This is a genomic window from Pseudomonas sp. GM18 (assembly GCF_000282195.1).
Lineage (GTDB): Bacteria > Pseudomonadota > Gammaproteobacteria > Pseudomonadales > Pseudomonadaceae > Aquipseudomonas.
On sequence record NZ_AKJT01000025.1, the window covers coordinates 1 to 17,522 of the forward strand.

Genomic DNA, 17,522 nt, shown 5'->3' on the forward strand with positions numbered 1-17,522 from the left:
TCAAGCCGGCACCACGGCCGACGTGGGCGCTGCTCAAGCCGGCACCACGGCCGACATGGGTGCTACTCAAGCCTGCACCAAGGCCGACATGGTCGCTGCTCAAGCCTGCGCCACGGCCGTTGCTGCTGACGCCGCCAGAATGGCCGTTGCCGCCGATGCCACCATGACCACCGCCGTTACCGCCGCCATTGCCACCACCGTTACCGTTACCGCCACCGCCGCCACCGCCATTACCACCATCCTTCGCGTAGGCGGAGCTCATGATGGACAGTTCAGCGGGCAATAACGGGGCGGCTGCAAGCATCATCACGCAGGACATGACAGCAACAAAACTCTTGTTTTTTAATAGCATGGTGGGGTTCCGTGGAGGTTGATATTGCACGGAATAATTGACCGTCTCCCCCCCACACAGTTCAAAGGCTGGCGACCAGCGGGCAGGCAATGTGCAGTGATCGAACCTGCACACTGCTTCCCGTGATGTTGCTGGTCGTTATGCTGCAAGGGCGCAATTGAAATTTATCGCCCTCACATCAATCGAACGCACCATTGAGCACCTCGTAGATGATCCCGGTAGCGATGGCCACCAAAATCAAGTCAGTGCCAGCCTGCTGCCACTCATAGCCATCGTAGTGGGGAAGCTGGCCGAGCAATCGGCCATCGAGTTTTTTGGCGATCCCCGGCGGCAGAGGTTTACCGCGTGCGAGGTTTTTCTGAATACCGGGTGGCAAGGCGGGTCCGGGGCTCCAGTAGTCACGATAACCACCCACGATGCCAAGGACGCTACCGTGGTTGATGCTCGGGCCGTGACTCCAATCGTCCCCCCCTGAACCTTTCCCCTTGTTGCCATGACCGGAGTTGCCATGGTCCTGATTGTATTGTGGATTACCCTTGCCTCCTCCCTGGCCTTTCCCGTTTCCCGGGTCGGCCAATGCAGTCACTGAACCGGACACCAGGGCAAGACACGTCATAGCGGCGATCAACGAGCGAGATCTAAACATATCCGTTCTCTCAGAAAGGGGATGTCCCCTGCAAATGTAGACGGCTATGGCGGTATTAGTTCAGAAACTGTGTTTACCGGGGGAGGCGCCGAATGGGGTTTTGCAAAAGCCTGGTAAATCGCGGACAACAAAAAAGGGCCCACCTTTCGGTGAGCCCTTCAAGACCGCCCAGCAGAGCGGATTTTGTTTGGTAGGCGCGATTGGACTCGAACCAACGACCCCCACCATGTCAAGGTGACCACGAAACCAATGCAAGCAATTGATCTATAAAGGAAAATAGGCGAATTGAAGGATGTAAAAAACCGCCACATCACCCTATAAGAATCAATAACTTAGCGTTGTATATTCCTACAGTGGCTCACCCTTCCCCCCGGCGTCCTGCCGACCGAACACAATCCCTATTTCGCAATACCGTCATACGCCTGCTCGCAGGTCACTCCCCGGGCTCGGGCTTGGTCAGCAACTTCAGCCAGGTCGCCCGCTCGCTGATCAGCGCGCTTGAGCACGTCGGCAAGCACCATTGCGGCGCGGGTAGCTGCCTGGCTTGCGGCGGCAGTGCAGGAATTGCCGCTGGCTTGACTGGCTGCGAGTCGAGCGGCAATGGCGTCGACTGCCCCGCGCAGGCTGTCAGCAGAAGCGCGAGCAGCGGCAGCATCAGCAGTTGCTTGGTCAATGATCTGTTGGCCATTTTGAATCGCCTTATTGATGGAGAGTTGACGGGCTTGCTCTTTGGCGCGCTCGGTTGCCTCGTTGGCGGCCTTCGCGGTGGCGTCTCGGGTGTCGCGGTCACTCCACTTCACCTGCCATTCGGCATCCTTCACCGATAGGCCATGGTGATAGACGCCAAACAGCGCCCCAGCTATCAGCGCCAGCGCGCCGATCGCCCTCCATGGAATTGTTATTGGCATTGCTCGTCCTCCCAATCAGGTAGATTCACGGTCTGCCCGGCCAGCGCATGAGTGCAGTCACTGAGGTACTGGATGCGTCCATCGGTAACGAACGAATGACAGACCCTGTCCCCGTCAGACCACGGATAGCGAACCAGAACAGAGGGCGTGAACGTTGGGTTTTCCAAATTACCGTTCCAACCCCAGCGCGGTTCTGGGCCGGGGCCATGCATGATCCGGTGCACCATCTCGCAGCCTGGGCACTCAAACCACAGACTCCCTTCCTCAGTCGTGGCCAGTACCCGAGACAGTCTGCGAAAGGCCGTCATGCCAGCACCTTCAGCGCGGTTTCGTAGAAGGCCAGACGTTCATCCAGCCCGTTCAGCCCGCCATTGATGCGTCGGGTAACCAGTTCGAAATCCCCGGCATCGGCCGGCTCGTTGATGTTTCGCGAGTTCCAGTACCACGCCGCCGACTTGCATGCCCACTCGGCCTGCTCGAGCAGCTCCGGCGTCCGCAGCAGCCGGTCATCCCCAAACAGCGCCTTGCTGCACGCCAGGTAGTTGTCGTGCCCGGTGATCTGGATCAGGCCTCGGCCGCGGTACTTCTGCCCGTCACCGTCAGCCTCAGGTGTATTGCCCAGCCGCTTGGCCAGTGTCCCGGTGTCGTACTTGCTCAGGTACTGGTCACCGCCGAGCTCCCGCACGTAGCGGAACTGCCCGGACTCATGCCCAACCTGGGCGATGAACGCCGCCATGCGCAGCCGGGTGTTGATCTGGTAGCGATCCATCGCCAAATTCAACGCAGACGCAAAAACGCCGGCTTGTTTGCCGGCGCTCGGAAGGATCTGCAGCAGCTGCTGCTGGGTGATGGGCATTGCGATTCTCCAGGCGTAAAAAAGCCCGCACATGGCGGGCTTTCGGCGGTTTGATTATTTAGGGTGAGACGGCTGAGCTCGGCTCAAGAAGCATCATGGTGCCAAGCGGATTCCTTGAGATGACCGGATATTTTGCCATCAGCGCTGAATCATTAACGTCGATGAAGGTTATTGAACCTTCCGTGACGCCAAGGTAGATGCACTCCAGTGGCGAAGTCAGCGCAGACCTAACCAGCTTGTCGAGATCACGCTGTAGCAGAGTTTCCGCGATACCTGGGCCATTCAGCGGTGAGGCAATATTTAGCTCTGCTGAATAGATTGCTTGGCGTTGCGAAAGAATTAAGCAGGCTCTCCCGCGGTATGTTTCGCGCATGAAGCGCAATTCATCCGCGACCACTGGATCCCTTGCAACGTCAAGCGTTGACATGTTGCGTATCGCGTCTTTCGCCATGTCCTTGCTTGAAGCTATAAATGTTATTGCGCCCAAAGACACAAAAAACAGAAAAGGAATGGCGAGAGATGCTGAGGCCATATTGACGGAACGATTCCGCACCGCTCTCAACACCAAGTCCGTCATTACCCCGCCGATTAAGATCGCAGGCCATGAGACCAGGATCAGACAGTTAACATGGGACCTGCCCTGGTAGTAGACGAACAAACCAAGTCCCATAATTGCGCTACAAAGAAGCACATCGTAAACGCTGTTCTTTGGGTCTCGCTGCCATCCTGATAGGGCCGCAATAGCTCCGGCGGCATAAATCACAAGGACGGCTTGCCATGGGTCTAGCGAGACAGGCATCGGGATCATTCCGAACCCCGTCATGTAGAAAATCTTCTGTGCAGCAAAGGCTTCGCTGAGATCGAGCGGAATGCCAGCCTTTATGCGTAGAGCAAAAAAACATGCAGCTATCGTAGAGATGGCAATCGAGCCAAATAGCGCGGCAGAGCCAACCCCGTGAAACGCAGGCCTCTTCGTTATAAGTGGCTTAACAAGAATGGTTGCCCCAATCGATATCAGCGCCGGTATGCCTGTATCAATGTTCCAGAACACCGCGAAGCCAGAAACGACGCCAAGTCCGCAAAACAGCATTTTGCTTTGTTTTGACGAATATAAAGAGAACAACAGCAATGCAATCGCTGGCCAGAAAAATCTAATTGGAAAGTATTGGATATAGATATCCTGAACACTCCCATTAAGATACATAAACAAGCTCATCGGGATTGAAACTACCAAGAAAATCAAAATCGACAGCAGCGGGTTATGCACATGCCTACGCAGCAATATGCCGATAAATACGAGTCCAGCCGCATGAAGACCCGCAAAAAACACAGTCATAGAAAAAACAGACAAACCAATTGCTTTAAATACTGGAGCGATAATTTCAGGAAAAAAACCATATTGCGAAGGTAGGTCGGCGATAATTGTTCGTCCATGCACGACCTGATTCAGCGCATAAAGTGCCGCGTCGACGTGGACCGACCAAGATTGCGAAAGAGTAACTGAGTTGATAGAGCTAACACGATAAGACAGTATTTGGAGTGCTATAGCAATCAGGGCAATTGACCACCAAACCACTAATGATATGCGCTTAACAGAACCTTCATATGTTTGACTATGATACGCTACAGCCAAAGAAACCATAGCCCCACACATAACGATAATTGATTTATTGCTCTTCGCCCAGACTGTAGGGAAAAACAACAGCTCTACAAAATCTGATGATACAAAAGGCAATATAAATAATGATGCTACTAGTATTGACTGCCAGTGGATTGACGGTTTTTTTTGCGCGCTATGAGTTCGCCTCCCGCTTGAAGTAGCAAGCCCTGATAGCCAAAAATAAGCAACCAGCGCAGCCGGAGATAATGCAGCTAAAGTCAAAAAGATGGCTCTTTCTACAGGTTCAGGTGCTACATTGTAAGGAACCCCAGCCCGGGAGTGAACGAGAATCTGGTCTGCGGGCGTAGACACTATTTCATGCGATACAAAAAACCAAATGACTATAGCTGAAACAGCAACGCAAACGAAAAAACAAAAAAGTACAACTATTCCTTTTGATATAGCATCTTCTTTTTCAGCAGTGCCGATCTCTTTCATTAACGCTGTCAATGTTGCGCTTCCATTTCGCGGCAGTTTTTGCCATGACTGATAAATTTCATTTAGTGACTATAAAATGACAGAGCAGTGCCACCACTAGGTGTTAGTGGTTTCATGCTATTGCCATTTACAATCACGCACATAGCTTATGATGGCTGAATATCCTTGTGCCGCAAAGTAATTTCCCGAAATCACAATTTTTTCCATTGCGACTTCTCGACCGCTTATCGCCGAAAGCTTTCGCTTTCGGCGAGGCGTTTAGGGCGTGACAATCATTCAGGCCATGGGTACAGCGCCTGAATCGCTGCCGATCGAGCCGCGCCGGCAGCACGAGCCACTTCCACATTTTCGAGCGTGCCGCCCATCGCCTGTATGCGTGCAGCCTCGGCAAAGTACCGGTCGGAGCCGGTGATCGGGTCGGCATAAGCGCGCAGGCGGGAATCCTCAACCTGTTCACGCGTCAGCGTTGGCGTGACGACTTCAGGAGTCTCAGCACTGTAATGCTCGCCCTCCATCACGTCGTCGGCGCTGTTCACTGAGCGCCAGGATTGACCGTCGTTTCTGATTGCGTATGCCATTAGATGTTGTCCTCCCAACCCAAGCAGATAAGACTTTGTGGTGCGGCGCTGCTGGCCCAATAGATATTGGTTGACTCAAGAGCCATTTCTATGTAGGCCGAGTTCGGCGATGTTCCCGCGTTGGATACCACCATCGGAGGTGGAGGTGATGCATTGACGGCGCCATAAGCGTTATTCGGCGCAGCGATTAATGTCCCCGCCGTGGCCGATGTATTTGCGCCATAAAACTTGATTTTACTAGCCGTGGGCGGAACGTAGTTTGAAACGCCAACGGCGACCCATGTAGGCGTGCCAGTCGATCCAGCCACACCGTTCGCCATCAAGAGAAGTGCGGTCAGGTTAGACCCAGCCGCCACCTTGTACTGCACGCTGCGACCGAGCTGGATAAACGAAAGTGGGTACTTATTCGCCGTGCCATCGGTACGAATCCAGCCAGCGCGAGCCTTGTGCGTATAACCGGATGGCAGTGTTGGCGCAGTAGCACTCAACGACAGCAAGCTCGCGATAGTCGTGCCGTTCCAGATCAACCACACGCTGTACCAGGTGGATGCCGCAATCGCGCCGGAGTCCAGGCCGTTCGCCCCAGTTCCCGCAGCGCTAGCCGTAACACTGACGGCGCGCAGGGTCTGATATTGATTGGAAGCGTTCTCGACGATTATCTCATCGGCTGCAATCGTTACCGAAGCGTTGGCTCCAGTCGCCGAAAGCGTCATATTTTTGAACGCGCCCTGAATGCTGGGGCCTGCCGCAATCAGTGTTTGAACTTGGCCGAGTGGAACGGCGTGCTGGCTCTGTGCGGCGTTGGCGACTTGCTCCGCAGCACCAGTGCAGAACATCAGGATATATGAGCCAGACCCTACCGAGCCATTCCATTCCACCCAGGCATCACCGTTGGCAACCAATTCGCCGCCCTGAAGCGCAGCATGCGCACCGCCCACCAGCGGAACCACCCCGAGGCCGTCATTGATCGTACATGCGCCACTGTTCGCAGTCTTGACCTTAAAGCGCAGAACCAATCCTTCACTGCGACCAGTGAGGGCGGGGGCGAAGCTGCAGACGTAGGTATTGGCCGTGCCCGTGTCGATGGCAAAACTGCCATACCCAGATTGGACTTGGCCGACCGTTGCCGCATGGTTTGAACCTGTTCCGGGGGAGATTTGAGCGGCCCCACCAAGCGACTCAAGAATAATCCACGCGCCATTACCACCGTTCACACCGGCTTGCACCAGGTACATTAATGTAGCCACACCAACTGGGAGCTCGCCGCCCTGCAACGGTTGCAAGCCAAGGCCGTAAACCGGCTTGGCCGCCAAACCATCCGGTGCGTATGTTGACGCTCCAGTATTGAGGTGCGCGATGCTGATGCGCTGAATGTAGCCGGTTGCAGGCAACGCCCCGAGTGCCGGGGTATTTGTGGCTGTATAGGTATTAGTCGCTCCGGTATCTGCGACGATAGTAGCTTGCCGGCCTACAGCACGGATTGCGGTTGTCAGCTGGGTGAAACTCGACTTGGACGGTGTAACGCCAGCCGCGCTAAGCACGCCCAGGATTTCCATCATGACCATATTCATGAATTCAGCGGGCAAGATGGTCGGAGCAACACCTGTAGCCGGGTTTCCGTCAGTGAAATAGCCAGGCGTTCCGGCGGGCGTGCTTGCCGGGATGACCGCTGCCGCACTTGAGTTATCAATTTGATACATCTAGGGCCTCACGAATAATGGAATTGCAAAATGGTGTGTGCCGGTTTGGCTTCGGATAATTCGCACTCGAGTACGGAGTTGCCCCATGAGGACAAAGGGTCGCCCATAGCCGATTGGCCGGTTCGGAAGTAACTTATGGTGTTCAGCGGACTATTAATGGCCCAGGTGAAGAACCACTCTTCGCCGCCGAGCTGCTGACCGCAGGTGCTCTGGCCACATCGAAAAGGGGCGTATTGAGTGACGGTTACCGTGTACCCAAGACCAAGCGCAAAGGCCTCAAAGAACTGGATGGACTGGCCACCCGTATTGGTAAAACGAGCAACGACCTGGTTGCGCCGCCCTTGAAAGGTCGGCGACACCCCGGCACAGGGGTCGGGCAGGCCCAAGGTCAACTCCCATTCACCGAGAAGATTCACCGCTGTGGATGGGAATGCATCGACCAGTAAACCCAGCGCGGAATCACTGAGCCTCTGAAATGTGGGGGCGAAGCAGGACACCGCCTGCGCATGAACACTGCTGAGCTCTTTCGGCCAAACACGGCCACGCGGAAGTAGCCCAAGCAGCGCGGATGTGAAATCAGCGCTGGTGAACGAAGGCTTTGGCATAGGGGATCAGCTATAGGTAATGGAGCCGAGGGTGGGTAGATAGCCAAGAACGTTTGCGATGTTTGTAACAGGCGAGGTGATCACAAACCCCTTGGTCGATGCGAGCGCCGCAATAGCTGAATCGATATCGGAAAGAGCCACAAATGACCCATCAGTAAGAGGGGCGCCCTGCTCCATGAAGACGTCGGATATAGCCGCAGCCACCGCGGCGCGAACGGCAATCGAGGCACCGGTGAGGCCTGTGATAGTAAAATCTTTCGGCGCAGCTATGGGTGAGCAGGCATAGACCATCGCCGTGACTGGCTGCTTGGGGAAAATGCTGTTGGCCACTGTTAGCTGATCGCCTGAGGCGAGGTTTCCCGAGGTAACCCTGTTGTCACTCGAAGAGATACCGTTGATTCCCTGAGGAAAACCTTGGTGACCAGCATTTGCCTCGTCGAACATCACATAAACCACAACGGTTCCGGCACCGAAGCTGTTCGGAGCACACCAGGCCCGTGTCACACCAGGTACCGCTTTGGCCCATATTGGATAATCAGTAATCGATCCGCCCATAGGCGTGTTCTGATAAGCCTCCAACATTCGCTGGAATAGCGCGTCCTCTTTTTCTTGGTCCGCACCGCCGGTAATTGCCGTTGTGACAGCGCCGCTCGACGAGATGCCGTCAACCGAAACCCCAAGCGTCATCAAGCTGCCCATCGGGGTGTTGCTTGCCTCACCCGCCAGATCAGCCAAAACTTGCACCGTCACCATGCCACCTACGCCGACAGTGGCGGATGCTTGGGTGGTGAAAGTGAACGAATCGCTTCGTGAAATCTCGGTACCGCTATCGATCGTAGCTCCAACAGTGCCGGGGAAAGTGACACTGCCTCCGGCGAAAGATGCGGTCTTTTGGTATACGTTTTTGAGAGCCGCCCACGCCTGTAGATACTCACCGGATGACGTGTAAGGAACAGCTTGTTTAGCGATCCAGTCGAGATAGCCGTAGTTCAAATGGTCCAGGCCGGCGACTGCTTTACCGAGGATTTGTAGGTTGGAAAAACGTAGCAAGCCATCGGCGGTCGGGATCCCCGACGTAATGTCGGAAGCGACTCTCGCTCTCAGCTCTGAAAGAGTGGGTCTGGGATATGGCATGAGCGACAAACTCCAGGCAAAAAAAATCCCGCGCCTGGCGGGAGTGCGGTAATACAGAATTCAGGTCTATCGCCAGGCCCAGTTGAATTTGAGCGGGACCACCGTGCCGTCGCTGCGCGTGATGGTGACGATACTGTTTAACTGGTTTTCCCCCGAGATGGCCGTGAGCGCTTTGACGCTGGTGGCCACCCCATCATCGACAAGCCACTTCAACGCCTCCTCGATGTAGATTCGTGCCGTGTTGGCAATCGCGGGAGTCAGGCGTGATCGATCAAGCAGCCAAAGGCGCGACCCGATCGGAACGTCTTCATCCTCGTCCCCCCACCATCCCCGGCGGTCATCGCCGCCGTCCGGCGGTATATCGGTAGCCTCGGCAGCTCGATCGGTGAACAGGCTGATCAGGACGGCTGTTTCCAGATCGTCACCGCTGGTTAGGGCGCCAGCACTGATCGACCAGTCTCCCGTGCCGCTCCGGACAATCCAGGTTGTGGTGATATCGCTCATTGTTGTGGTGTCGGCGTTGTCGTGCCGCTCCCGTTGGTGTGCGTATTGAAGAGGATTCGGTCTTCGGCCATCGTGCGGACGCTGTCTTTGACATTGCCCCCGGCCTCAATATCGCCGCTGACTCTCAATACCGGCGTGACCATCTCAACGGCTGTTGCGGCATTGATTGTGACCGTGGTTGCGTTATTGACCGTAACCGGAGTGCCCCCAGCCTCCACGACAATGCCGCCGTCTTTGGTCAAATAGATGCTTTTGCCCCAGAGGTCATAAACCATACTTTCGCCGGAAACCAGTCCAACTGGGCGGCTTTGCTGATGCCCTGTAGCAACCACGACGCCCTTGGAGCGATCACCGCCCATGAATACCATCAGGACATCAGAGCCGTTTGGAGGGAACGACGTAAATCCGAACTCGGCGATCCTCGGCGTGCCGTCGCGCGTCTCGGAGTCGTTGAGTTTCACTTGCAGCAGCTGTGCGGTTTTGCCGTCATCACAAAACGTGACCCGACCCCAACTAGACATCAGCTGAATTCGGCGCCACATCCTCTGCATAACTCCCAGACTGTCGGGCTCACTGGTCATTGCGGTACCGCCTGGGAGAACTCGCCATAAAGCGGAGTAAGGTTGATCGGCTGCGGAAGGAACGCCTCTGGCGGCATGAGTATCAGTTCCGCCACTGTGCCGGTATGCACGCCACGTAGAAAAGTCACCTCGCTGATCAGCATGCTCTCTGAGATGAACTTCAGCTTCGGTAGGTAGACGGGAACCAGCGTGTTGGGCTCCCACAGGGCGCCCGAGACATCTCGCCAACTATCAGTGGTCAGCCTAATGACTCTGGAGCGGCCGTAGCGTCGAGCCGCCTCCCACTGGGCACGCTTGATCGCGATATCGTTACCCATACCGCCACCCTCTGAAATAATCACCATCGCTCGGTGACGCTTGCAGTTGATGTCTTTCACGGTATGCAGGCGATTGCCTCCAAGCCCCAGATCGGTATAGGTATCGACGGACTGGATATAGACGTTGTAATCGGAGTAAATCAGGTCCGCGGAGAAGTCAGCGTAAGCAGTCTGAACATTGACCCCTTCGGTAAAGCCACTGGCGGCCCGGCGAGTGCCGGCCCTCGACAGGAAAAGGCTGCCATCCGCGAGGTCGTAGGCCATCACTGCCGAGAAGCGTGCCATGCGGTCAATTACCTCAAAAGCCGACTCCCCGAGCATCAGATTTGATTGCGGGAGAATCGGCAAATCGGTGACATCGCTGGAAACCTGGATACCTTCCGGCACCCCGTTGATGCTTGGCCCATATACAGACGCCAGTTTTTGTGCAATGCCCAGCACCGTCTGGTTACTGATCTGTCCACCCGGCCACTCGGCGGCACAGTCGATCAAGTCTGCACATTTAGAGCGTCCGTTCGCCCGAATAAAGTGTGAGCCTGGCCCAATACCTGGTCCTACCCGGCCCACATAGCCGGTGATGACGGGGTCATCGCCGAGCAGGACCTGGCACGCTGCACCTGGCTCAATTGAAAGGCGATCAAACTCACCCGGAAAACGCTCGGTCATCCCCACACTGAAGTCGCCCGGCAGCCGCTCAATACCGCGCGTAACACGGATATCCGTCCAGCCGGTGATATTCAGATCGCCCGATGTTATGGTTAGATCATCAGCTTGCATTGGTAGCCTCAGGGAGAATTTATGAACGCAAAAGCTTCATTATTTTTATTATCAATAGTTGCGCTTTCAGGCTCTGGGCCGGCTTTCGCCAAGTGTTCCTTCGCAGTCAAGGAGCCTATTATTTGTTCGCAAGCAAAGACCGCCGCCATTGCATTTCAGAAGTTCGGAGCAGCAGAAAATATAGAGCCATATAATCAACAATTGCTGAAAGAAGCTCAGTGCGGAAGCCCCGTTCCTCCTAAAAACATGAAATACGAAATCAAGATATTCAATAGCGGAAAAACCGCGTTACCAAATGGATGGGTAGATGTGTCAAATATAATCATTGTCAAAGACAATGGCGTTCTCGGGTATAGCGGATATGTTGCAAGCGGGTATCTATCCGGCGCGTGTGAAAAATTCACCCCTGAAACAGAAGTAATTCCCAAGAGATGATTCTGCACTTGTCCGGCTAATGTGTATCCCAACTGAAAATCAGCAGCGCTATCTTGCCAGGGCCTTGAGAGTGGTCGGCATAAATGCCGGATGTATGGGGTCGGCTTGCTGGATCAACTCTTCAGATCGCGATGGATCCTGATAAAGGCGATTGGCAATCACCAGTGCCGGCAGCGCCGTACGAAATGAAAATGTTTCGAGGTTTGGCAGCGTTGCACCGGTGGTGGTCAGCACGCTGACCATAGACTGTCGCAGCGCAATCAGAGCGCTATAGCTTTCATCGTCACCGGCGTCACCAGCCACCAAGATCTCGGCATCGATAAAACCGGTCACAACTCCCATGGTGCTGATGGCCTCGTCATAAGAGGCGGGGACATAGGTCGCCACCACCTTGCCGATTGCCGACAACGCGGAACGGCGCAACAACGCCGAGGTCGCATCTTGTGCAACGCCTCTGGCTGAACCAATCACCCCGTCACCGGTGAAGTCTGGCGGCGTAAAGGTAGCCAGCGGCCCAAGCAGCGCGATCGCGTTTCCGGGGTCAGCAATACCTACAACCAAGGCATCCATCAGCGATTGAACGGCACCGGTAAAGGTATCGCCACTGCTCGCATCCAGATTGGCCGCAGCATCCACCAGGTTATCCATGGCAGTATCAACCGCCGCACGGTTCTCAGTGTTCTTGGCCAGCAAGTCAGCCATCGTCGCGCTGGAGTTTTTCGCCTTTTTGCTTTTGATCAGCGCGCTGCTGACGTTGCCGTTGGCATAACGTCCGAAGTCGCCGGTCAGCAAACCAGCGAGACTGGTGATATTGCGAACGTCCCGAGTGATGCGCCCAACCAAGACCTTGAAGTCTGCAATCACCCCGACGACCATGCCGACAATGGCCTTGCCAAACTTGATAACGCCCTCGACGGCATTGATCACGGCGGTGACGCCGCCGATCACCTTGCGCGCAAAGTCCAGCGCGGCGGACAAGCCCAAGGCTGCCGCCAGTTTATCTAGCAGTGTTCCGCCAGAGCTGGTAACACTTGGGAAAAGTCGGTCGCCAGATTCAATGAACGTGAAACTGATTTCAAAATAACGCCCCATGTCCCAGCGTTCGACAACGCTCAGCCCTTCGGCTGGGACACTGACAGTCAAAGCCCCCAGCGTTGGGTGGATCAATGCGCCAGGGCCTGGCTTCTCAGCAGCCGCCACCAGCGCATCGCGCTGAGCAATGGCGCTGCCGCCACCGTAAATGAAGCTGTCAGTGACGAGAAAACCACTCATCCGGATCCGGCGAGTCGAGCGACCCATGTCCTCGATGTAGGGTTTGTCCCGGCCTGGATACTCATGCAATGCCAGGCGTCGGCCAAAGCGTGCATCCCCACCGTAAACCGCGAACGGCACCCCTCGAAAGGATGCCTTGTGCAGGATATCGGTCCAGGTCTTGTTGGATTCAACCGCAATATCGACGATATCGGAAAGTAAACTCATGCGATGCCTCCCACGCCGGAATAAGCAATCCGGCTCGATGCTTGCGTATTGCCCTCGGACTTGACGGTGGTTTTCAGCCCCTCGGGGGCATTCTTGTGTTCGATTTCAACCTTAACCGTCCCCCCGCCGCCTGGCTGGGCTGCGCCTTGGGTATAAGGCCCTTGTGGCGCAGTAGGTTGATCTGCTGTTACCTGTGATGAAGCGCTGGAGACTGGGCCTTCCAGGACACGCGCCAGTGCAGCGCGGGCATCAGCCTCCCGGGCTTTAGCCTCTTCCGTGGTTCCTGGACGCAACCAGCTGCGCGAGGCAATGGCGCCCGCCTCCTCTGCTGTTTTGGCGTTGCGAAGCTTTGCCCCAGCACTCGCCTCCGTTCCCTGAGTCAGCTCGTAGTTGGCAAACTCCAGCTGCTTCATGGTGTCTGCGCGAGGATCCGTCAGGCTAAAGCCGGACCACTTCTCAAAGTTATCCTGCCGATCCCGGTGCCATTGGAATATCCCGCGCGCCCGTCCCCAATCGCCGCGGGCACGGGGATCCAGATTGCTCTCCGCGATGCCGTTCCCGACGATGCCGGCGGCGGCATGCTTGCTCCAACCCTGAGCCTCAAAATAGTCCTGGGCAAAGTTGGCCACATCCTTGTCCGTACCCTGCACCTTGTTCCAGGCGCCTGCGAGCGAATCCAGCTTGGGCGTTTTTTGCTCAGTCTCCGGCAAGCCTTGAGAGGCGCGTATCTTTTTAGTGATTTCATCCTCCCCCTCATTGAGGGATGACGAATACAGTAAAGAGCCGATGCCAACAGCGGCTGTCGACAAACCAACTGCCGCCCTAGATGCAAGCAAGCTCGCCCCTTGGCCGGTGGCAATTGAGTTCTGCGCAGCTGCAACTGACTGCGCTGCCGTCTTCCAACGAAAGAGAAGACCAATGAACGACAGGATACCTATACCAGCACGCGCCAGCGTCAAGCCGAGCGAAACAACGCTGCCAATCAGCCCAGCATTCATCACTGCCACAACCGCGATGGCGGCATTATCCCAACCGCCCAACCAGTCGACGACCTTGCCAATACCCTTTCCGAAATTGATGATCCCGTCCCCGACTTTTTTCCAGTCGATCTTGCCAATCCAGGTGGCAAAGCCTTTTGCCCAATCGCCCACATTGGTGGCAATTAACTCCCGATTGACTGCCAGCCAATTGGTGAACTGATCGATCAGGGGTTGCATCACGGGGATCAGTTTGTCACCGATGGAGTTTTTGGCGCCATCAACGGCGATGCCAAGGCCGGCCAGCGACTGCGAGAACTCCTTGCCACGCTTTACGGCGTCCGCGCCCATCACATAACCCAGGCGCTTGACCATGGCTTCGTAACGTTCGATACCGACAGCGCCTTCACGCAGGAAGGGCAACATCCCTTCCATGCCAAAGGCCCGAGCAATCAGCTTTTGCTTTTGCGGATCGGCTTCCTTGGCGATGGCGTTCGCCACTGCCTTGTACTGCCCCACCACATCCCAGGCACCGTCCTTGGATTTTTTCAGGCCGATACCCAGCTTGTTGAACATCATCAGGGCGCCCTGATTCCGTCCCCACTGAGCGTCCTGCATGGTGGTCGCCAAGTTATCGAGACTGGATGTGGTGTCTGCTGCATCAACACCAACCATCTTTGCCGCACCACGGAAAGACTGCAGCTGCCCGGTGGACGTACCAATGCTGTGCGCACTGTTATCAATGGAACGACCAAGATTGGCCCAGTTACTGGCCAATGCAGCGACCCCGGCGACCGAACCAATCCCGGTGATGGCGGCCATAGGCGCGACGATAGCCCCTATGCCGCGGGCTGCCGCGCCGGCTTGCTGGCCGATATTGCCAAGGTTCTTTCCGATCTTTTCAAAACCCAGTTCACGCCCTAGGCCCTTGAAGGACTTACCGACCTCCCCGAATGGCCGAGTCAACCGATTGATAGCATCGTTGACCTTGCGCACCGTGGCGGTGGCTTTGTCCACTGCGTCGATCGTTATCGTGAAGGTGTTACCCACTGTCGTTACCCCGCCATGCGTTTGGCTTGGTCATTCCACCAGTCCAATTCCTTCAGATTCAACGACCACGCCTCGCGCGGGCCCCATCCGTAATACTTGGTCAGTTCAGCAATCAGCTCTGGCCAGCCTCCACCTCCGACGGGCCAGCGTCGGTAAAACCCTCGAGGAAGTTGTTCGCCGCCACCAGGTCGCGTTTGCAAAGTTTTTCGGCCGCGGTGCGCGGGATAGCAGCAATCAAGCTGATCAAGGTGATGGCTGCACCAACCGAGGTGTCAGCCCGGGTGGCTTTTTCAATTTCGCCGGCAGTTGGTTCACGCAGCTTCAGTTCCTCATACGTGATGGCGGCATCGCCTTTGCCGATGACAACGGGCTTGATCAGGGTGATGGTGATTTCTTCTTCGAACATGGATCAATTCTCCGTTACGGATGGGCCTTCCCACTTCACTTCAATAGTGGCGTCGGAAGATTTGGCTTCTTGTTGATCGAGGGCCCACATGTTGCGGCCGATGATGGTTTTGCCGTTGGCCAGTTCGGCGACAACTGTGGCGTTGCTCATGCCGTTGATGTCGGCCAGGCTGAGGCCCGCCGAATCACGCAGCGTTGCGGCGACGTAACCGGGCTGCGGCGTCTCGCTGTAACCATGGACGCCGTCCTGCCCCTTCAGGGTTTCTCGGGAAACCCCGGAAACCTTGTAGGAAAAGTCGCCGGCAAGCATGTAACTCACACCATCGACGGTCAGGTAGCAGGTCCCAGCAAGGCGGTTGGTGGTATCACCCATGTTTTTTCTCCAGGCGAAAAAAAACCGCTCAAAGGCGGTCGTTGACGGAAGGCCTGGGTTACAGGCGGAATTGAGCGAGCAGCGCGAAAATGCGCAGCTGATTGATCAGGGTGCCGGGCCACAACACATCAACACGGTTTGGGTTGAGGCTGTTCTTCTCGACGATCAGGCCCTTGGCAAAGGCAGCGGTATCCTGCACATTGCCGTTGAACTCCATCTCACCATATTGGGCGATCAGGTCGGCCCTGATGGTATTGGGAGTGACAATGGCAGAGCCGGGCGCAAAGCGTGTGCCGTTGGCCGCCAACTTCACCCGCGAGTATTTCGAAGTGATCAGCGATCGCTGCGCCCGCAAGACGAACATCAGCAGGAACAGGGTTTCGACTTGCAGGTAGCTGTCATCGGCAGCACCGAATGCGTTCTGCTGGTAGGTGGTGATCAGGTTCTCGATCGCCACGGTACCGTCACTGCCGACCATGAACGTCGAGATGCCATCCCACAACAGCGTGTTACGTTCTCCCAAAATGAACTGCGAGGCCGAGGGTGGCGCCAGCACAGTGCTCAAGGCCAGTGTTTGCAGCGGACGACCTGGGTCAGCGCGAAGCGCCACAGCCGCAGTACCCGCCACATCGGCGGCCCAGATCCAAGCCGGCGATGGTGAGTTATTGAAACCCATGATGGTTTCATGTTGGTTGTTGCGCGCATTGCCAGCCGTGGACAAGGTCGAAACTGTACCGCGCTGCGCAGCAAACACATGTCCATAAACCTGATTCGCATAGCTCCACCGGCCGGTCTTGTCGTTGAGCAGGTTTTTCAATGCATTCAACGAAGCGGTATCGGTGTAAGGGCAAACAATAAAATCGAAGGCTTCATCGCCCAAGTTTGCCAGCGCTGTATCCAGGGTCGGGTTGGTAGCACCTGAAGCCATCTGCGTCAGCGTCAAGGTCAGGCCGGCGGGAGTAGCCTCGCCACTCGACGAACCTTGGTAGTTCAGCCGCAGATCAATCTCGTTGCCGGCCAGGCCTTTATTTTTGGCAGTAAGGGTCACCGTTGCCGTAGTGGTCGTGGCAGTCACCGGCAGATTGCTAGAACTGTTCACCAGCGCCGCTAACGCCGTAGCGATATCGGCAGCGAGTTCTCCAGTCGTGACAGTCAGGCTCAGGAGTTGCCCGGCTACGTATAGCGAGATCACGCCCGTAGCGGTCGGGGTACCGGCGATCAGAACCGTACCAGTCGCAGCAACACCGCCGGCAGCATCCGCCAACGGCAGAAACCAGACCTCGCCAAAATCATCCGCACGCACATAAGCATCGGTCATCAGTGCGAGCATCGATCCAAGGCCGCCTTTGGCCTTGGCATCGCTGACACCCTGGCCCAGCACCGGGACATTAACCACGCCGTCACCTGATGCAGTGATCTGACCGATGATCAGGGTGCGCTGGGTTTGGGCTCCGCTGTTGGCCTGGGAGTTATCCACTTCGGCGTAGAATAAAGGAACCCGCAGGTTCGCCGGAATGTTGCTGAACGGGACGGTCATTGACGGTCACTCCCTTCAATGGCTTTGGTTTTTTCCACCTTGGCCGGTACCGAAGCTTCCGGGGCTGGAGGATCGAGAGTTACATCGTTGCTATTCAGCTGTCGCGACCAGTAGATATCGCCATCTGGAACTTCGCGCCCCAACTCTGGCAGGAAGTCACGTTTTACCGGGTCACGCACCAACAGCCCCGGCGAGGGATAAATGCGCATA

20 protein-coding genes are annotated in these 17,522 nt (G+C 56.0%); 1 reads left to right on the top strand and 19 read right to left on the bottom strand.

Annotated elements, in window-relative coordinates:
- The 13 genes from PMI21_RS29675 to PMI21_RS22695 all read right to left on the bottom strand — a co-directional run.
- Positions 1-352: hypothetical protein (locus PMI21_RS29675; RefSeq protein ID WP_007935021.1), on the bottom strand; the 352-nt coding region annotated here is incomplete at its 3' end.
- Between the two features lie 178 nt (positions 353-530).
- Positions 531-998 (bottom strand): anti-virulence regulator CigR family protein, encoded by a 468-nt coding sequence (locus tag PMI21_RS22740; RefSeq protein WP_007935023.1) that lies wholly within the window; start codon positions 996-998, stop codon positions 531-533.
- Between the two features lie 398 nt (positions 999-1,396).
- On the bottom strand, positions 1,397-1,906 hold the full coding sequence (locus PMI21_RS22735; RefSeq protein WP_007935024.1) for a DUF2514 family protein: 510 nt from the start codon (positions 1,904-1,906) through the stop codon (positions 1,397-1,399).
- Positions 1,897-2,214 carry a DUF6527 family protein gene (locus PMI21_RS29835; RefSeq protein WP_007935026.1) on the bottom strand — a complete coding sequence of 106 codons (318 nt, stop codon included), beginning with the start codon at positions 2,212-2,214 and terminating at the stop codon, positions 1,897-1,899. Before PMI21_RS29835 ends, PMI21_RS22735 begins: the two co-directional genes overlap by 10 nt.
- Positions 2,211-2,762 (bottom strand): glycoside hydrolase family 19 protein, encoded by a 552-nt coding sequence (locus tag PMI21_RS22725; protein ID WP_007935028.1) that lies wholly within the window; start codon positions 2,760-2,762, stop codon positions 2,211-2,213. Before PMI21_RS22725 ends, PMI21_RS29835 begins: the two co-directional genes overlap by 4 nt.
- 58 nt (positions 2,763-2,820) lie before the next feature.
- Complete coding sequence (locus PMI21_RS29435) at positions 2,821-4,860, bottom strand: hypothetical protein (RefSeq protein WP_007935030.1); 2,040 nt, start codon at positions 4,858-4,860, stop codon at positions 2,821-2,823.
- A gap of 272 nt (positions 4,861-5,132) precedes the next feature.
- A complete protein-coding gene (locus tag PMI21_RS22720) occupies positions 5,133-5,438 on the bottom strand; it encodes a hypothetical protein (protein ID WP_007935032.1) in 306 nt (101 codons plus the stop codon).
- Positions 5,438-7,138 (bottom strand): hypothetical protein, encoded by a 1,701-nt coding sequence (locus PMI21_RS28425; RefSeq protein WP_007935034.1) that lies wholly within the window; start codon positions 7,136-7,138, stop codon positions 5,438-5,440. The genes PMI21_RS22720 and PMI21_RS28425 overlap by 1 nt, the downstream gene beginning before the upstream one ends.
- 8 nt (positions 7,139-7,146) lie before the next feature.
- The gene (locus PMI21_RS22715; RefSeq protein WP_007935036.1) at positions 7,147-7,743 is read right to left on the bottom strand and encodes a YmfQ family protein; all 597 of its coding nucleotides are present in this window, start codon (positions 7,741-7,743) and stop codon (positions 7,147-7,149) included.
- A 6-nt stretch (positions 7,744-7,749) separates the two neighbouring features.
- A complete protein-coding gene (locus PMI21_RS22710) occupies positions 7,750-8,877 on the bottom strand; it encodes a baseplate J/gp47 family protein (protein WP_007935039.1) in 1,128 nt (375 codons plus the stop codon).
- A gap of 66 nt (positions 8,878-8,943) precedes the next feature.
- Positions 8,944-9,381: a phage GP46 family protein gene (locus PMI21_RS22705; protein WP_007935041.1), complete on the bottom strand. Its 438-nt coding sequence runs from the start codon at positions 9,379-9,381 to the stop codon at positions 8,944-8,946.
- Positions 9,378-9,962 carry a phage baseplate assembly protein V gene (locus tag PMI21_RS22700; RefSeq protein WP_007935043.1) on the bottom strand — a complete coding sequence of 195 codons (585 nt, stop codon included), beginning with the start codon at positions 9,960-9,962 and terminating at the stop codon, positions 9,378-9,380. Before PMI21_RS22700 ends, PMI21_RS22705 begins: the two co-directional genes overlap by 4 nt.
- A complete protein-coding gene (locus PMI21_RS22695) occupies positions 9,959-11,056 on the bottom strand; it encodes a phage baseplate assembly protein (protein WP_007935045.1) in 1,098 nt (365 codons plus the stop codon). The genes PMI21_RS22700 and PMI21_RS22695 overlap by 4 nt, the downstream gene beginning before the upstream one ends.
- Before the next feature lie 21 nt (positions 11,057-11,077).
- Between PMI21_RS22695 and PMI21_RS29440 the strand changes: the two genes are divergently transcribed.
- The gene (locus PMI21_RS29440) at positions 11,078-11,491 is read left to right on the top strand and encodes a hypothetical protein (RefSeq protein ID WP_157214290.1); all 414 of its coding nucleotides are present in this window, start codon (positions 11,078-11,080) and stop codon (positions 11,489-11,491) included.
- Between the two features lie 48 nt (positions 11,492-11,539).
- Here PMI21_RS29440 and PMI21_RS22690 read toward each other — a convergent pair whose 3' ends face one another.
- The 6 genes from PMI21_RS22690 to PMI21_RS22665 form a co-directional block, all read right to left on the bottom strand.
- A complete protein-coding gene (locus tag PMI21_RS22690) occupies positions 11,540-12,970 on the bottom strand; it encodes a DNA circularization protein (protein ID WP_007935047.1) in 1,431 nt (476 codons plus the stop codon).
- On the bottom strand, positions 12,967-14,997 hold the full coding sequence (locus tag PMI21_RS22685; protein ID WP_007935050.1) for a phage tail tip lysozyme: 2,031 nt from the start codon (positions 14,995-14,997) through the stop codon (positions 12,967-12,969). The genes PMI21_RS22690 and PMI21_RS22685 overlap by 4 nt, the downstream gene beginning before the upstream one ends.
- Positions 14,998-15,109: 112 nt before the next feature.
- Positions 15,110-15,403, bottom strand: a complete 294-nt coding sequence (locus PMI21_RS22680) for a phage tail assembly protein (protein WP_007935053.1) — start codon at positions 15,401-15,403, stop codon at positions 15,110-15,112.
- 3 nt (positions 15,404-15,406) lie between these two features.
- On the bottom strand, positions 15,407-15,775 hold the full coding sequence (locus PMI21_RS22675) for a phage tail tube protein (RefSeq protein ID WP_007935055.1): 369 nt from the start codon (positions 15,773-15,775) through the stop codon (positions 15,407-15,409).
- Positions 15,776-15,833: 58 nt separating this feature from the next.
- Entirely contained in the window at positions 15,834-17,312 is a 1,479-nt protein-coding gene (locus PMI21_RS22670) for a phage tail sheath subtilisin-like domain-containing protein (protein WP_007935058.1), read from the bottom strand.
- Positions 17,309-17,521, bottom strand: coding sequence for a DUF2635 domain-containing protein (locus PMI21_RS22665; protein WP_007935060.1), 213 nt, complete (start codon positions 17,519-17,521; stop codon positions 17,309-17,311). The genes PMI21_RS22670 and PMI21_RS22665 overlap by 4 nt, the downstream gene beginning before the upstream one ends.
- Position 17,522: the final 1 nt, after the last annotated feature.

What these genes read in the sequence shown, in the direction of transcription:
- PMI21_RS22740 (WP_007935023.1), bottom strand. Translation starts at nt 998, where the DNA reads ATGTTTAGATCTCGCTCGTTGATCGCCGCTATGACGTGTCTTGCCCTG.
- PMI21_RS22735 (WP_007935024.1), bottom strand. Translation starts at nt 1,906, where the DNA reads ATGCCAATAACAATTCCATGGAGGGCGATCGGCGCGCTGGCGCTGATA.
- PMI21_RS29835 (WP_007935026.1), bottom strand. Translation starts at nt 2,214, where the DNA reads ATGACGGCCTTTCGCAGACTGTCTCGGGTACTGGCCACGACTGAGGAA.
- PMI21_RS22725 (WP_007935028.1), bottom strand. Translation starts at nt 2,762, where the DNA reads ATGCCCATCACCCAGCAGCAGCTGCTGCAGATCCTTCCGAGCGCCGGC.
- PMI21_RS29435 (WP_007935030.1), bottom strand. Translation starts at nt 4,860, where the DNA reads ATGAAAGAGATCGGCACTGCTGAAAAAGAAGATGCTATATCAAAAGGA.
- PMI21_RS22720 (WP_007935032.1), bottom strand. Translation starts at nt 5,438, where the DNA reads ATGGCATACGCAATCAGAAACGACGGTCAATCCTGGCGCTCAGTGAAC.
- PMI21_RS28425 (WP_007935034.1), bottom strand. Translation starts at nt 7,138, where the DNA reads ATGTATCAAATTGATAACTCAAGTGCGGCAGCGGTCATCCCGGCAAGC.
- PMI21_RS22715 (WP_007935036.1), bottom strand. Translation starts at nt 7,743, where the DNA reads ATGCCAAAGCCTTCGTTCACCAGCGCTGATTTCACATCCGCGCTGCTT.
- PMI21_RS22710 (WP_007935039.1), bottom strand. Translation starts at nt 8,877, where the DNA reads ATGCCATATCCCAGACCCACTCTTTCAGAGCTGAGAGCGAGAGTCGCT.
- PMI21_RS22705 (WP_007935041.1), bottom strand. Translation starts at nt 9,381, where the DNA reads ATGAGCGATATCACCACAACCTGGATTGTCCGGAGCGGCACGGGAGAC.
- PMI21_RS22700 (WP_007935043.1), bottom strand. Translation starts at nt 9,962, where the DNA reads ATGACCAGTGAGCCCGACAGTCTGGGAGTTATGCAGAGGATGTGGCGC.
- PMI21_RS22695 (WP_007935045.1), bottom strand. Translation starts at nt 11,056, where the DNA reads ATGCAAGCTGATGATCTAACCATAACATCGGGCGATCTGAATATCACC.
- PMI21_RS29440 (WP_157214290.1), top strand. Translation starts at nt 11,078, where the DNA reads ATGAACGCAAAAGCTTCATTATTTTTATTATCAATAGTTGCGCTTTCA.
- PMI21_RS22690 (WP_007935047.1), bottom strand. Translation starts at nt 12,970, where the DNA reads ATGAGTTTACTTTCCGATATCGTCGATATTGCGGTTGAATCCAACAAG.
- PMI21_RS22680 (WP_007935053.1), bottom strand. Translation starts at nt 15,403, where the DNA reads ATGTTCGAAGAAGAAATCACCATCACCCTGATCAAGCCCGTTGTCATC.
- PMI21_RS22675 (WP_007935055.1), bottom strand. Translation starts at nt 15,775, where the DNA reads ATGGGTGATACCACCAACCGCCTTGCTGGGACCTGCTACCTGACCGTC.
- PMI21_RS22670 (WP_007935058.1), bottom strand. Translation starts at nt 17,312, where the DNA reads ATGACCGTCCCGTTCAGCAACATTCCGGCGAACCTGCGGGTTCCTTTA.
- PMI21_RS22665 (WP_007935060.1), bottom strand. Translation starts at nt 17,521, where the DNA reads ATGCGCATTTATCCCTCGCCGGGGCTGTTGGTGCGTGACCCGGTAAAA.